Raw genomic sequence first — 14,065 nt, 5'->3', positions numbered from 1 at the left:
AAATATTTCAATTACTTAATAGAACACATGCTTCGTGTAATTTTTCTCGGGACAGCCGGATCCCTGCCAACAACCAACCGCAACACCTCAGCAACAATGGTCAACATTGAGGGTGAACTTATGCTCTTTGACTGCGGAGAGGGAACACAGCAACAGATGATGCGGGCAAAAACAGGAATGAAGGCACTGTCCTCAATATTCATATCCCATTTCCATGCCGACCATATACTTGGCATACCGGGACTAATACAGACGATGTCATTCCACGGAAGGACAGAACCTCTCAGAATATACGGACCGCACTGGGTACATGAATTTGTAAGAATCCTGAGTGCACTTGGATACTATAAATTGCGTTTTGACATCGAAGGCATTGACCTTGAACCCGGAGATATTGTCAAAAGGGACGGATATTCAATACACGCAATAGGAACAGAACACAGTGTACCAAGTCTTGGTTATGCCCTTACAGAAGAAAAACGCACCGGGAAATTCAACCGTGAGAAGGCAATAGAGCTTGGCGTTCCTCCCGGACCACTTTTCTCCAGGCTTCACAGAGGCGAAGCTGTTGAAATTGACGGCAGGACAATACTGCCCGAAGAAGTAGTGGGACAGGCACGTCCCGGAAGGAAGATAGTCTACAGCGGAGACACGCGACCATGCAAAGGCATAATGGAAGCCAGCAAGGATGCGGATCTGCTCATCCATGACGGTACCCTGGCAAAGGACCAGCAGGATTGGGCCATTGAATCAATGCATACGACCGCTGAAGAAGCTGCACAGCTTGCAAAGGAAGCAAATGTACGAAATCTTATACTGACACACATCAGCTCCAGGTATTCAGATGACGTTACACCACTACTTGAAGAAGCAAAAGCAGTCTTTGAAAATGTCAGTGTTGCCGAAGATATGATGGAAGTTGAAGTGGTGCATCGGGATAAAAAGTAAGTTGTTAAAGACAAATAAATTCAAGAACAGGATTTCAAAGGAAAGTCCAGTCGAGCCTCCTGTCGTCAGCATCGTAAAGAGAAACTTCCGTATTTATATCTTCCATTCCAATTGGAAGCTTTTTAATACCTATGTACAGGATGTCACCTGGACCATAGTTGAAATCTTCAGGTTTGACTTTTCCGAAATATACGCGCCCTCCGGACCTGGTTTCTTCAACAACAACTCCTTTCCACATAAGAGAGTCAATTACATTGACGACAACACACTCAAACCTATCAGATTCGTTTACCTCAGACATAGCTCATCGATATATTCGTCAGATTTAAAAAGATAATCCTTAAATGTACAACCTGTCAGGATTTGATGCCCCGGAGACATTCTTCAATTTCTTGACAGAAGCATGCAGATCATCCTGGGATACATTATCCCTGTCCTCGATGATCACACTATGCAGTGCTGTTTTGAGAACCTTACCAACAAGATCTCTTCCTGAAAGCCCTTCTGTCATCTCTGCAATCACTTTCAGATCAACATCTTTTACCGGAATCGGGAAGGTATTTACGTTAGACTCAAGAATTGCAAGACGCTCCTTTTCATCAGGCAAGGAGAACTCAATCTCTTCCTCGAACCTGCTTCTTACAGCCGCATCTATTGTATCGTTCCGGTTGGTAGCTCCTATCGTGCATACGCCCGGACGTTCGACTATCCCGTCCATTTCTGTAAGCAAGGCATTAACTATCTCAGCCACGTCACCACGCAGTTCCTGATGCCTCCTGTCCAGGGCAATAGCATCCAGTTCATCAATGAAGATAATGCATGGAGCCATTTCCTGTGCGCGCTCATAGAGCTGATGTATCTGTCGGGCACCTTCACCTACAAATTCCCCTATCAGTTCAGTAGCTTTGACCGGGAGGATCGGCACATGAGTCTTGTTTGCAAGAGCTTTGGCAAACATGGTCTTACCTGTTCCCGAAGGTCCGAAAAACAGAACATTTCTTGGAGCCCAGCGACCAAACATTTCAGGCTGTTCCAGAAAACGCTCTATCAGTTTGCACTTGCGCCTCGCAGTATGCTGCCCAACCACATCATCAAAAGAGATGTCACTGGTAAACTCAACTGCAGGAGCACTACTGACAACCGGATCCTTAACTATTATTTTGGTCTTAAGACCAATAACAGATTCCAGAGGATACACTTCATTAATGCTGTAAGCAAAATCCGGATACATCCGCCTGTCAAAAAGGTACTCACCCTCGCGGGCAACAAACCCATTCCACTGTTCCCGTGCATAATGCTCGAAAACACCCGGATTCTCAATCTCCGGGTACTCTTCCAGAACGCTGGTCATAGGATACCCTGCAGGCTCAAGAACAAGAAACTCGGCAGTACTTTCAACAGGGCTCTTACTCAAGTCCCTGCCTACTTTAGTATTAACTTTTTGTACAGTCCTTACTATGAATATCATTCCTTTCAGGTGTGTTAATTCCTAGAATGAATTGAGCAATATTAAACTTAGCCCTTAATTATGCAAAAGATACTTTTAAAAATATACTAGTTGAAAATATATAAATATATTGACTATTAATATAATTATTCAAACATGGACACATCTGAAGCTGAGCAATCTGAAAAGGGAAGACAGATGAAGATCCCGAATCTTGCCAACAGTGTATTCCTTCTAATAGTATGCGTTTTCGGCATAATTATAATATCACCACTTATAGTGACTGACAAAACGGATATGATCATCCTGAGTTCATTCCTGATAGCCGTGACATTTGCAACGATAATATATGCTAGTTCCCGCATTGACAAGATGAATCTGGAACTGGAGGGCAAAATCAATGAGCTTAACCTCGAAAAAGCGGAAGTAGAGAATCTGGTGGAAAAAAATTCAAAAATTGAGAACGCACTTTCTTCCCTTATCTCTTTGTTCATCGCTCCCAAAGATGTTGACATGGCCATTAAAGAGGCACTGCAGAGGACGGGGCAATTCTGCAATTGTGAATGTAACTATCTCATACTAATTGGCAAGGATGAAAACTCACTTCATATGACATGTTGCTGGAGCCAGGAGAATTCCAGAGACAGGAAAACAATGTTTGAGAACCTGAACATATCCAGTTTCCCCTGGCTTGCTGAAAGGTTACATGAAAAACAAATACTGTCGATTTCAGAACTTTGCTCTCTGCCCAATCAGGCAACGAAGGAAAAAAATATTATGATTTCCCGCGGAGTTGAGTCACTACTCATCGTGCCCGTAGATCTTGATGAGAAGACAATAGGATTCATAGGAATCGAGAATTCAGATATTTCTGATGGATTCAGTGATGAATGGGAGCAAACACTGAAGATACTCTCAGAGCTCCTCGGAATGGCCGTTCAGCACAAGTTTTTCTTGAATGACTTAAGCCTTTTCAAGAGCCTGATAGATGAGTCCAACGACTTTATTTTTGTGATCGAGCCTGGAAAGGGCACTATTATTGACGTAAACGAAACAGCCTGCCATGAACTGGGATATTCCAGGGACGAGTTCATGAAAATGTCAGGCGATGAAGTTGAAAAAATCTTTGGAGGCCGTTTCTGGGAAAAATACATACAGGACATATGCGGTGACAGATTCCTTGATATTGACAAAACAATGATCAGAAAAGAAGGTTCATCTATCCCTGTTGAGATAAACGTCACTTTCACCGATCATGAGAATAACAGCTATGCACTGGCAATAGTACGTGACGTCACAAAACGCAAGGAAATTGAGGAAAATCTCAAAAAGACCCAGGAGAGAGTAGAACTTGCACTCAAAGGTGCGGACCTTGGCATGTGGGACTGGAACCTCAAGACGAATGAACTCATCTACAATGAAAGATGGGCAGAGATGCTTGACTACGAGGCACGTGAGATAAAGCCAAAAATCGCATCATGGATGGACCTTATACACCCAGAGGATATACCAGCTGTAAAAAATAACATCAATCTCCACCTGGAAGATAAGACACCGTTTTTCGAATCAGAGTTCAGGATGCAGAACAAAAACAAAAGCTGGCAGTGGATACTTACCCGTGGAAAGGTAGTTGAGTGGACAAACATTAATGAACCATTCAGACTTGCCGGCACTACCATGGACACCAGTGAAAGAAAGAAATTCGAAGAGGAACTTCGCCATTCCAACGAGCTTAAAGATCTTTTCACAGATATCATGCGTCATGATCTCCTAAATCCTGCAGGCAATGTCAAAGGATTTACGGATCTGCTTCTTGAACTTGAGGATAACGAAAAAAACAAAAAACTGCTCAACAACATAAAACGCAATAATGATAAGCTGATCGAAATGATCGAGATTGCTGCCAAGTTCGCCAAACTCGAATCTGTTGAAGATATCCGGCTTGAAAGAATGGACATAGGTGCAATACTCAGGAATGTCATCGAACAGTTCGAACACAAACTTGAAGATAAGCAGATGACACTTGAACTGAGAGCAAAAGGAACCTACCATTCCATGCTCAATCCTATTATAGAAGAGATTTTCGTTAATTTCATTTCCAACGCAATCAAATATAGTCCTGAAGGAACGCCAATAATAGTCGATGTAGTTGACACTAACTACCACTGGAAAGTAGAGGTTGCTGATTTTGGAGAAGGAATACCTGATGATGATAAGCCCCTTGTATTCGACCGTTTCAAAAGGGTCAATAAAAGAGGTGTCAAAGGAACAGGACTTGGACTTGCGATTGTTAAAAGGATAGCTGAAATCGTAGGTGGAGAGGTTGGTGTTGAAGACAATCCCGAGGGACAGGGAAGCAAATTCTGGGTAAAGCTTAAGAAATATTCAGGCGACACGTTCTACAATGAGCCTGAAAACATATCGCAGGAAGAGACTTTGCCTCCAACATCTTTAAGGCAGATGCCTCCCATCAGACCATAATTCTGATGACTATAAAGAGGCGTTTGAATGGAATTAGATGAGCTCACTATTACAAGGGCTATAGTTGAGGAATATTCGAAGGTCTTCCTTGACTATACGGATGTTGATGTCGCACTTGTAGGCGGAGGACCTGCAAACCTGGTTGCTGCCAAATACCTGGCAGATGCCGGAGTAAAAACCATAATCTTCGAAAAGAAGCTCTCTATAGGAGGAGGAATGTGGGCCGGGGGAATGATGTTCCCACGCATTGTTGTGCAGGAAGAAGCCAGGCATCTCCTTGATGATTTCAATATCAACTATCATGAGTATGAAAAGGGTTACTACGTTGCAAGCTCCATAGAGTCAGTGGGAAGGCTCATTACCGGTGCAACTGCAGCAGGGGCAGAAATTTTCAATCTTATAGATGTGGAAGATGTGATGATACGTGAGAATGATGCGGTTTGCGGCCTGGTCATCAACTGGGGACCAGTGTCCATGAACAGGCTTCACGTCGATCCCCTTGCAATCCGTGCAAAAGTCGTCATTGACGGTACTGGACATGATGCAGCCATCTGCAGCACAGTACAGCGAAAGGTACCCGGTGCACAATTGGGAGATCTTGGAGTTGTAGGTGAGAAGCCAATGTGGGCAGATGTCGGTGAACGTATTCTCATGGAGACCACAAAGGAAGTTTATCCCGGACTCATTGTCACTGGAATGGCGGCAAATGCTGTTGCAGGTGCCCCAAGGATGGGACCTATATTCGGTGGCATGATGCTTTCCGGAAAAAAGGCTGCTGAAATTGCTATTGAAAAACTCGGAAGATAAGAATAGTATCAGAATCTTCCTTCCATTGCACTTTTTACCTTTTTCCAAAGGAAAAGTTTATGTAAGAAACGGACATCTATAGGGTGCTTTCAAGCAACGCACCTCCTTCAAGCCGGGGTAGGGTAGCGGTTATCCTGTAGCCCTGTGGAGGCTACGATCCGAGTTCGATTCTCGGTCCCGGCCCCATTACACTATTTTTTATACAACTTTGTATTCCAGAACTTTTTCTTTCAACTTTCAGAACAGAAGTAAATACTTATGCTGAAATTATTGGAACAAGTCACGAAAAGAACAAAATACTTATTGAGTCAACCCTCTGTAAAAAAATCGAAAAGAGTAACCCCACTCCCTCATTCGCAAGGGGTGGTACAGGCCTTGCAAATGAAGATTCCATAATAACAGACAAATAAATTTGCCTTCATACTACTACAGTTTTCTACTATTTAACTGTATATACAATGAAAAGATTACTGTACAAAGCCTACAAACTGTTGTATTGATTACTGGAATTCATTGATTTTCAACTGTCTTCGATGACACATCTTTTCGCCGGGAATATCAACCGGATAAGCTCCCGTAAGACAGCCAAGACAAAGATCATCCCTGTCAATTCCAATGGAATCCACCAGGCCTTCGATGCTGAGATAGCCAAGAGAATCCGCATTGATAACAGCTTCCACACCCTTTATGGTCTTGTGAGCTGCGATAAGTTCATCTCTGGAAGCCATATCTATGCCCAGATAGCAGGGAGCAACTATTGGAGGACTGCCTATTCTGGCATGGACTTCCCTGGCACCTGCATTCTTTATCATATCAATTATACGCCTTGAGGTCGTACCCCTTACAACGCTGTCATCAATCAGGATAATACGCTTATCCTTGATGTTCTCGTTAATGGTATTCATCTTAAGGCGAACTGCAGTCTCACGCATAGCCTGGCCGGGAAGAATGAAAGTCCGACCTATATAGCGGTTTTTCATGAGACTTTCTTCATAATCGATATTTGATTCACGGGAATAACCAATCGCAGAAGTAATCCCGGAGTCAGGAACAGGAGATACCATATCCGCATCCACAGGATACTCTTTTGCAAGTCTTTCACCTATCCGTTCCCTTACCTTATAGACAAGTTTGCCATCTATGATAGAATCAGGACGTGCAAAGTACACATATTCAAAAACGCAATGTGCAGAGTTGACTTCACGGAAAAGCTGGTGTGACTCCATCTCACCATCGCGGAAAATCACAAGCTCACCAGGATTAACATCCCTGAGCAATTTACCGTTGAGAGTATCAATAGCCACACTTTCCGAAGCAACAACATATCCCGAATCGATGGTTCCCAGGCACAAGGGCTTGAAACCAAAAGGATCCCTTACGGCCATCAGTGTATCATCTATGAGGATAGTCAGTGAATACGAACCATTCAGTTGCTTCATAACATGACGGATTGCTTCTACAGGTCCGTACTTAAGAAGTTCCTTTACAAGAAGATGTGCTATAACTTCAGTATCCGAGCTTGCAACGAAAAGATGACCTTCTGATCCTAGTTTCTTTCGAAGGTCAGGGCCATTGACAAGATTGCCATTATGGGCTATCGCAACACTACCGCTCTTGTATTTTACAATGAAAGGTTGGCAGTTCTCAATTCTGGAATCACCGGATGTGGAATAGCGTACGTGACCTATGCCCACCTTACCTTTCAATTCAAGAAGGTCATTTTTTTTATAAACCTCGGGCACAAGTCCCATGCTCTTGATAGTATGGGGCTCACTGCCGTCATGAACAGTAATACCCGAAGATTCCTGCCCACGATGCTGCAATGCATACAGGGCGTAATACATCTGAAGTGCAGCAGGCACCGGCTGTGATTCGTCGCCGTGTTTTACCACACCCACGACACCGCATTCTTCACGCATTTTGATCCCGGGCGTGTAAAAAAGAAGAAGAAGCAGTTAGTATTTGCACTTTGCCTGCCACTGGTAACTTCTCATGCGAGGTGTCTTCCCAAAACCACAGGAAGTGCACTGTTTTGTATGAATGTTAAGTGAGACACTACCGCAACGCCTACACTTTGCATGTGTGCGTTTTTGCCTTTTACCCATTGAGGGAGTACCTTTTGACATCTATTATCACCTTTTGAGTTGAATTAGTTGAATTTATAAGTATGATAGCATACCGGTTGGAATGACATCTGATATGGCTATTAGTTCTTATATGTTACGTTCGTCTCAGGGGGAAACGTAGACTATGTTATCGCCTCTGATAACAACACTACCCAACTTCCTTACAATATCTCCTTCTTTCAGTTCTTCCGCTTCGTCAAGTACAAGGTTCATATGAACATCGTAACCCTGAAGTTTGCCTCTAAATTCCCTTGCACCTTTCAATCTCACGATCACAGGAGTGTTCAAAGCATTGTTCAATATATCAAGAGGTCTATTTCCCATATTACTTGCCCTCAGTAAATAAATCTGAATAACTAAATTCCACGTATCTTATTTGTCTGCGTACATATACGTCTTGTGATGCTCCAATGTTGCGAATACAGTATATAAAACTATCGAAAGGAGAGCTTTTTAAGAAAAGGTGAGGACTACCTTTCCATTTCGTACGACCAACTACTATTTAAGTTACAAGTCTTTTAGCCTGCACAATCACAAAATAAACTGTATGGTAAGTTAAGTAAAGGGAGAATCCATATGACGAAGACAACTGTTGTAATGACTATCGCAGGATCAGATTCAGGAGGAGGTGCAGGAATAGGAGCAGACATAAAAACCATCTCTTCTTTGGGACTGCACGGAACATGTGCCATTACTTCAGTTACATCACAAAATACCCAGGGTGTTCTAAGTGCTTTTGACCTTCCTGTGGAGGTTATCAAAAACCAGATAGATGCCGTGTGCACTGACATGAACATCGAATGGGCAAAGTCAGGCATGTTGTCTTCTCCTGATATCACCGCAACTGTATCTGAAATGATCAGCAAATACAAAATAAAACTGGTCGTGGACCCTGTAATGGCTGCGGAGGCCGGTGGAGACCTGCTCAAAAAGGATGCCATATCCACACTAAAAGAAAAACTGCTTCCCAGAAGTTACGTCGTCACACCCAATATCAATGAAGCTGTGGCATTATCCGGCATGGAAATCACAAATATAGAAGAAGCAAAAAAAGCAGCCAAAGTAATTGCTGAGACCGGAGTCAGAGCAGTCATTGTCACCGGAGGACATCTTGAAGCATCAGATGTTATTTATGAAAGTGCAAATGAAGAGTTTACAGTTATCCCCGGAGATTTCGTCAAAGGCGGGACCCATGGATCAGGTTGCACATATTCGTCTGCACTCACATGTTTCCTTGCACAGGGAATGAATCTGCCGGAAGCTGCCATGAATGCAAAATATTTCGTAGTTAATGCCATCCGGGGCAGCCAGGATATAGGAAAAGGAGTAGGACCCGTAAATCCGCTGGCAGGATTATTGTCAGACGCCAGGAGCTATGCAGTACTGGAAGATCTAAAAGATGCAACCAGAATCATCTGCACCTCAGAGAATTTCGGTAAGATCATTCCGGAAGTCGGAACAAACATTGCAATGGCTTTACCTGATGCATCAGATACATTCGATATTGCTGCAGTCGAAGGAAGGATAATCAGACTTAAAGGCGTACCAAGAGTCGTCGGAAACATTGATTTTGGAGCAAGCAGTCATGTTGCACGCATAATACTTGCCACAATGAAACACAACCCACAAATCAGGGCTGCAGTTAATGTGAAGTATTCGGAAAGTCTTGTCAGGATATGCAAAGAAATGGATCTTCGCATATCATCCTTTGACAGGTCGGAAGAGCCTGAAAAAACCCACACAATGGACTGGGGCACATCAAATGCGATTAAAGAGTATGGAAGTGTCCCTGACATCATATTTGACAAAGGCGGACCCGGCAAGGAGCCCATGATAAGGATTCTTGGCAAGAGTGCAAAAGAAGTTGCCATGATTGCCGTTGACATATCCGAGAAATATATCATTGAGAAAAACTGAGCACAAGAAAATCAACAGGCAATTGAAGAAAAAATTATCTCTTGAACACCTGTTGTATTAAAGAGTGAGCCATAATGGAAAACAAAACATTCAAAGATCTCAGCATCTCCAGAGAAACATTGAGAGGCATTAAAGAGCTGGGATATCTGGAACCAACGGAAGTCCAGAGCAAAGCCATCCCGCTGATAATGGAAGGTAAGGATATAATAGCCCAGGCAAAGACCGGTACAGGGAAGACGGCTGCCTTTGGAATACCACTCGCAGAACTCATAGACAATAATGCAAAACTGACACAGGCAATGGTACTCTGCCCGACAAGAGAGCTGGCAAACCAGGTTGCGGACGAGCTTGCGGGTATCTCGAAGTGCAAGAAAGGACTGAACATAACAGCTATCTACGGAGGGCGTTCCATGGGACAGCAGACACAGGATCTTGAAAATGGCGTCCAGATAGTTGTCGGGACTCCAGGAAGGATCATTGACCACATAGAACGCAAACATGTAAAGATGGACAATGTTGAGATCATGATCCTTGATGAGGCTGATGAAATGCTGAAGATGGGATTTCGGGAATCTATTGAAAAGATACTTGAAATATCTCCCCGGGAAAGACAGACTCTCCTTTTTTCAGCAACAATGCCAAAACCTATACTTCGTATCACTGATGAATACATGCAGAATCCCGAGCACATAAAAGTTACCGGCAAAGAAATGACCGTTCCCGAAGTGAAGCAGTACTACCTTGAGATGAAGGAAAACATGAAGGTAGAGGCATTGCACCGTCTGCTTGAAGTCGAAAATATCAAATTGGCTCTTGTTTTCTGTAACACGATAAAACAGGTGGACAGACTATATATAAAACTTAGATCACGAGGACACGCCGTAGAAACTCTGCACGGAGATATCAAGCAGAAGCACCGGGAGAAGACCATTGGTAATCTGAAGGATGAGAATATTAACATCATTATTGCTACAGATGTTGCAGCAAGAGGTCTTGACATCGATAATATCGAAGCGGTTGTGAACTATGATCTTCCACAGGAAATTGAGACATACATCCACAGGATCGGCAGGACTGCACGAGCGGGAAGGCCCGGGAATGCTTACTCTTTCGTAGCTAAGGGCGAGATCGGAAAGCTGACAGCCATACAAAGGCATACAAAAACAAAGATCATCCCAAGAGAGATGCCTTCCATAAAGGATGTGGAAAGAGTAAAGGAAACACAAGTAGCTGATAATATAAGAATGAGCATTAGATCAGGTAATCTTGACAAATACGACGCATGGGTCGAAAAACTAGCAGGTGAAGGGCATAGTTACAGGGAAATTGCTGCATCTCTTGCAAAAATGATACTCAAGGAAGGGAAAAAAAGAACCTGAGATAAAAGGAGACATTTAACATGAAAGATTTTGTTATAATAGGCCATAAGGCGCTGACTACAGGTGATTTTTCCTTGAACGACCTGCCAGGTTCTGCCGGGCGCATGGATATACTTTGCAGATGCATCAACTCCGCACTGTTCCTTTCACACGGGATGAGGCGAGACATAAATGTGCATCTTGTATTGCTTGGAGAACCTGATCCAGGCAAAATCATTCGTTTCAACGGAGAGGAACTCAGGTACCTCAACCCTGACGAAAGAAGTAGTGGCTCACTGATAAAAAAAGCACTTGAGAAAGACGCAACTGATTTTGAAACACGCTCTACTCCCGGAGTCTGGATTCGCCGTGGAGGACTTGAAAAGCTAATAAAAGAGTTCAGTGAGAACAAGAGGAAGATGTACTACCTCCGTGAAGACGGAGAGGACGTCAGAGCTGTAACAGACCTTGAAGACGATGCTGTGTTCGTACTCGGGGATCATATGGGAGTCACAGAGGAAGAGGAAGACATCATTAACAATGATAACTCAGAAACATTATCTATCGGACCCCTGTCACTCCATTCAGATCATTGCATAACGATTATCCTGAACGAACTGGACAGGTTTGAGCAACCCAAAAAGGATTAATTACAGATCAACCATTTCGTGGCAATCATTCATAATCCAGATAATATAGTAAGTGATCAAATGACCATACTTGAAACTGCAAAAAAAATTATTAATGAAGGTCCTATTTGTGATAACTGCATGGGAAGGCAGTTTGCAAAGTTATCTACAGGCCTGACAAATGTGGAAAGAGGACAGGCCGTAAAGCTTGCCCTTGCCATGGAAGGTGACTTCCTTTTCAAGGAAAAGGGAGAGGACGACGTCCTGAAAAAACTTGCACCAAGCAGTCTTTTCGCAAGAAAGAGTCTTGGAGTTGCAGGAGACGATGAAAAATGCTGGGTATGCCTGGGATTATACGATAATCTTTACATATGGGCAGAACGTGCCATTGAAGCCATAAGAGATATCGAGTACTCAACTTTCCTTGTGGGAACAAAAGTCAGCGGACTGCTTGCAGAGAACGAGGAAATACTCTGGAGTGAATGCGGAATCACACATGCAGAACAGTTCAAGACTGAGATGAACAGGGAAGTTGGCAAGCTCATCGCCGCACGTAACGAAAAAGAGGTAGAGTTTGACAAACCTGATGTTCTGGTCACCCTTGACCTTTCCGGCGAGAAGGTCGAACTCCAAGTACGCTCACTCTACATTCAGGGCAGGTACAGAAAACTCGTGAGAGGTATTCCTCAGACTCGATGGCCATGCAGGACATGTGGCGGGAAGGGATGTGAAAGATGCGACTTCACAGGCAGGCAATACCCTGAATCAGTTGATGAGATAATCCGGGAAGAAGTCGTGAATATGTGTGACGCAGATGATACGACATTCCATGGAGCCGGAAGGGAAGACATTGACGCACTTATGCTTGGTAGCGGAAGACCTTTCGTGGTGGAAGCCCTTAATCCATCCATACGTTCCATCGATGTTGCCGAACTTGAGAAAAAGATAAATTCTTTTGCCAATGGAAAAGTAGAGGTGGAAGGCCTGAAGATAGTGGGGAAAGAAGTAATCGAGACTTTGAAGACTTCTCAGGCGGATAAAGTTTATAAGTTAAAAGTTACATTCAGTGAGCCTGTTTCCAAGGAAAAACTTATATCTGCCATCAACAGTCTAGTCGGAGCTGAGATATCACAGAGGACGCCTCAACGTGTATCCCACAGGAGAGCGGATCTTATCCGAAAGAGGTTTGTTCATGACATGCAACTTCTGGAACTGACAGATGAGTATGCTATTATACAGGTACACTGTGACGGCGGATTATATGTTAAGGAACTCACGTCCGGCGATGAAGAAAGAACTCAGCCAAGCCTTACCGGGATACTTGGCATACAGGCAAAGGTTACTGAACTTGATGTCATAAATGTTGACATCTAAGTATCTGCCGGTTCATAGACAGGTTCCGGAAATATTAAGCTAATCAAACTAACAAATTAGTTACCTATACAAAATAAAATTCAATAGAATCTTGTTGATCAACGGAGGAAAAATTATGCCAACATCACACGGAGAAAAAAGCTGTACACGTTATAAATTGAAGAAGAGCGTAAGGGAAAGAGGACTTTCACCTGTTAGCAAAGCCATTCAGGAGTTCGATGAAGGACAGATGGTACACATTGACATCGACCCAAGTGTACAGAAGGGAATGCCACATGCCAGGTTCCAGGGAAAAACCGGAAAGGTTCTCGGCCAGCGCGGACGTGCATACCTGCTCCAGATCAGGGACGGGAATGCTACAAAAGAAATCATCTCCCTTCCACAGCATCTGAAATTACAGAAAAATAACTGAAACAGGATATTTCAGATTTACATCTGAAATTTTCTGTAACGTTAGATATATCTCTATTGCCAGCAATGGAGATAATATCAGGCATTTTTAATAATGTCAGACGAGAGAACATAACTTAATTTTCCAAAGAGTGTATACCAATGATTGTGAAGGAAATTCTGAGCGAAGATATGTTGACTCTCCCTGAAGTGAAGGGAGTTTTGCACGATATTATGGAAGAGCGTTTGAATAACGAAGAAGAACTGGGATATGAGTTACGTAAGGCCATAAACCATGCGGAAATGTTCTCAAAGTCATCACCGGAAAAATCAAGGGAACTTGTGAACAAGCTTCTGGTACTTGAAAAAATGAAGCCTGAGATCGCCATCAGAATAGCAGATATAATGCCGCAGACAAGAGATGAACTCAGATCCCTCTATGCAAAGGAGAGGTTCACCCTATCTGATGAGGAACTTGACCAAATGCTTGATATGGTCGAAGAGGCAATGGATTAGGTTTATATCATATACATTCTTTTTTAAGAGCAAGAGCAATTTACCATAGCAGTGGGTATGCCGGAGGGAAAA

Annotated in this window: 14 protein-coding genes and 1 tRNA gene; 10 read left to right on the top strand and 5 right to left on the bottom strand. The window is 43.3% G+C overall.

The window, feature by feature from the left end; all coding sequences use genetic code 11:
* The first annotated feature begins 27 nt into the window (after positions 1-27).
* Entirely contained in the window at positions 28-948 is a 921-nt protein-coding gene (locus tag V7O62_RS13920) for a ribonuclease Z (RefSeq protein WP_406656941.1), read from the top strand.
* A 34-nt stretch (positions 949-982) separates the two neighbouring features.
* Here the strand turns inward: V7O62_RS13920 and V7O62_RS13915 are convergent, their stop codons facing one another.
* Positions 983-1,249, bottom strand: coding sequence for a hypothetical protein (locus tag V7O62_RS13915; RefSeq protein WP_406656940.1), 267 nt, complete (start codon positions 1,247-1,249; stop codon positions 983-985).
* Between the two features lie 39 nt (positions 1,250-1,288).
* The gene (locus tag V7O62_RS13910; protein ID WP_406656939.1) at positions 1,289-2,416 is read right to left on the bottom strand and encodes an AAA family ATPase; all 1,128 of its coding nucleotides are present in this window, start codon (positions 2,414-2,416) and stop codon (positions 1,289-1,291) included.
* A gap of 135 nt (positions 2,417-2,551) precedes the next feature.
* Here V7O62_RS13910 and V7O62_RS13905 point away from each other — a divergent pair, with 135 nt between their 5' ends.
* The 3 genes from V7O62_RS13905 to V7O62_RS13895 all read left to right on the top strand — a co-directional run bounded on the left by V7O62_RS13905 (position 2,552) and on the right by V7O62_RS13895 (position 5,869).
* On the top strand, positions 2,552-4,876 hold the full coding sequence (locus tag V7O62_RS13905) for an ATP-binding protein (protein ID WP_406656938.1): 2,325 nt from the start codon (positions 2,552-2,554) through the stop codon (positions 4,874-4,876).
* A gap of 27 nt (positions 4,877-4,903) precedes the next feature.
* Entirely contained in the window at positions 4,904-5,683 is a 780-nt protein-coding gene (locus tag V7O62_RS13900) for a sulfide-dependent adenosine diphosphate thiazole synthase (protein WP_406656937.1), read from the top strand.
* A gap of 111 nt (positions 5,684-5,794) precedes the next feature.
* Positions 5,795-5,869 (top strand) — tRNA-His (locus V7O62_RS13895).
* Positions 5,870-6,183: 314 nt separating this feature from the next.
* Here the strand turns inward: V7O62_RS13895 and purF are convergent.
* From purF to V7O62_RS13880, 3 genes are all read right to left on the bottom strand, one after another.
* Entirely contained in the window at positions 6,184-7,602 is a 1,419-nt protein-coding gene (purF, locus tag V7O62_RS13890; protein WP_406656936.1) for an amidophosphoribosyltransferase, read from the bottom strand.
* A gap of 36 nt (positions 7,603-7,638) precedes the next feature.
* Positions 7,639-7,809 carry a 50S ribosomal protein L37e gene (locus V7O62_RS13885; RefSeq protein ID WP_406656935.1) on the bottom strand — a complete coding sequence of 57 codons (171 nt, stop codon included), beginning with the start codon at positions 7,807-7,809 and terminating at the stop codon, positions 7,639-7,641.
* Between the two features lie 105 nt (positions 7,810-7,914).
* Positions 7,915-8,133 (bottom strand): LSm family protein, encoded by a 219-nt coding sequence (locus V7O62_RS13880; RefSeq protein WP_015054685.1) that lies wholly within the window; start codon positions 8,131-8,133, stop codon positions 7,915-7,917.
* A 252-nt stretch (positions 8,134-8,385) separates the two neighbouring features.
* Between V7O62_RS13880 and thiD the strand changes: the two genes are divergently transcribed.
* The 6 genes from thiD (at position 8,386) to V7O62_RS13850 (ending at position 13,993) form a co-directional block, all read left to right on the top strand.
* Complete coding sequence (thiD, locus tag V7O62_RS13875; protein WP_406656934.1) at positions 8,386-9,726, top strand: bifunctional hydroxymethylpyrimidine kinase/phosphomethylpyrimidine kinase; 1,341 nt, start codon at positions 8,386-8,388, stop codon at positions 9,724-9,726.
* A 74-nt stretch (positions 9,727-9,800) separates the two neighbouring features.
* Positions 9,801-11,105, top strand: a complete 1,305-nt coding sequence (locus V7O62_RS13870) for a DEAD/DEAH box helicase (RefSeq protein WP_406656933.1) — start codon at positions 9,801-9,803, stop codon at positions 11,103-11,105.
* A gap of 20 nt (positions 11,106-11,125) precedes the next feature.
* Positions 11,126-11,734, top strand: a complete 609-nt coding sequence (gene trmY, locus V7O62_RS13865; protein ID WP_406656932.1) for a tRNA (pseudouridine(54)-N(1))-methyltransferase TrmY — start codon at positions 11,126-11,128, stop codon at positions 11,732-11,734.
* 60 nt (positions 11,735-11,794) lie between these two features.
* Positions 11,795-13,087 carry a tRNA pseudouridine(54/55) synthase Pus10 gene (locus tag V7O62_RS13860; RefSeq protein ID WP_406656931.1) on the top strand — a complete coding sequence of 431 codons (1,293 nt, stop codon included), beginning with the start codon at positions 11,795-11,797 and terminating at the stop codon, positions 13,085-13,087.
* 115 nt (positions 13,088-13,202) lie between these two features.
* The gene (locus V7O62_RS13855; protein WP_406656930.1) at positions 13,203-13,499 is read left to right on the top strand and encodes a 50S ribosomal protein L21e; all 297 of its coding nucleotides are present in this window, start codon (positions 13,203-13,205) and stop codon (positions 13,497-13,499) included.
* Positions 13,500-13,639: 140 nt separating this feature from the next.
* A complete protein-coding gene (locus tag V7O62_RS13850; protein ID WP_406656929.1) occupies positions 13,640-13,993 on the top strand; it encodes an RNA polymerase Rpb4 family protein in 354 nt (117 codons plus the stop codon).
* The last annotated feature ends 72 nt before the right edge of the window (positions 13,994-14,065 follow it).

This window comes from Methanolobus sp. ZRKC2 (assembly GCF_045291185.1).
Lineage (GTDB): Archaea > Halobacteriota > Methanosarcinia > Methanosarcinales > Methanosarcinaceae > Methanolobus.
This window is presented reverse-complemented; position numbering and strand designations above follow the sequence as displayed.

Bases quoted from the DNA above. Each gene is read 5' to 3' on its own strand.
- V7O62_RS13920 (WP_406656941.1), top strand. From the start codon at position 28: ATGCTTCGTGTAATTTTTCTCGGGACAGCCGGATCCCTGCCAACAACC.
- V7O62_RS13915 (WP_406656940.1), bottom strand. From the start codon at position 1,249: ATGTCTGAGGTAAACGAATCTGATAGGTTTGAGTGTGTTGTCGTCAAT.
- V7O62_RS13910 (WP_406656939.1), bottom strand. From the start codon at position 2,416: ATGATATTCATAGTAAGGACTGTACAAAAAGTTAATACTAAAGTAGGC.
- V7O62_RS13905 (WP_406656938.1), top strand. From the start codon at position 2,552: ATGGACACATCTGAAGCTGAGCAATCTGAAAAGGGAAGACAGATGAAG.
- V7O62_RS13900 (WP_406656937.1), top strand. From the start codon at position 4,904: ATGGAATTAGATGAGCTCACTATTACAAGGGCTATAGTTGAGGAATAT.
- purF (WP_406656936.1), bottom strand. From the start codon at position 7,602: ATGCGTGAAGAATGCGGTGTCGTGGGTGTGGTAAAACACGGCGACGAA.
- V7O62_RS13885 (WP_406656935.1), bottom strand. From the start codon at position 7,809: ATGTCAAAAGGTACTCCCTCAATGGGTAAAAGGCAAAAACGCACACAT.
- V7O62_RS13880 (WP_015054685.1), bottom strand. From the start codon at position 8,133: ATGGGAAATAGACCTCTTGATATATTGAACAATGCTTTGAACACTCCT.
- thiD (WP_406656934.1), top strand. From the start codon at position 8,386: ATGACGAAGACAACTGTTGTAATGACTATCGCAGGATCAGATTCAGGA.
- V7O62_RS13870 (WP_406656933.1), top strand. From the start codon at position 9,801: ATGGAAAACAAAACATTCAAAGATCTCAGCATCTCCAGAGAAACATTG.
- trmY (WP_406656932.1), top strand. From the start codon at position 11,126: ATGAAAGATTTTGTTATAATAGGCCATAAGGCGCTGACTACAGGTGAT.
- V7O62_RS13860 (WP_406656931.1), top strand. From the start codon at position 11,795: ATGACCATACTTGAAACTGCAAAAAAAATTATTAATGAAGGTCCTATT.
- V7O62_RS13855 (WP_406656930.1), top strand. From the start codon at position 13,203: ATGCCAACATCACACGGAGAAAAAAGCTGTACACGTTATAAATTGAAG.
- V7O62_RS13850 (WP_406656929.1), top strand. From the start codon at position 13,640: ATGATTGTGAAGGAAATTCTGAGCGAAGATATGTTGACTCTCCCTGAA.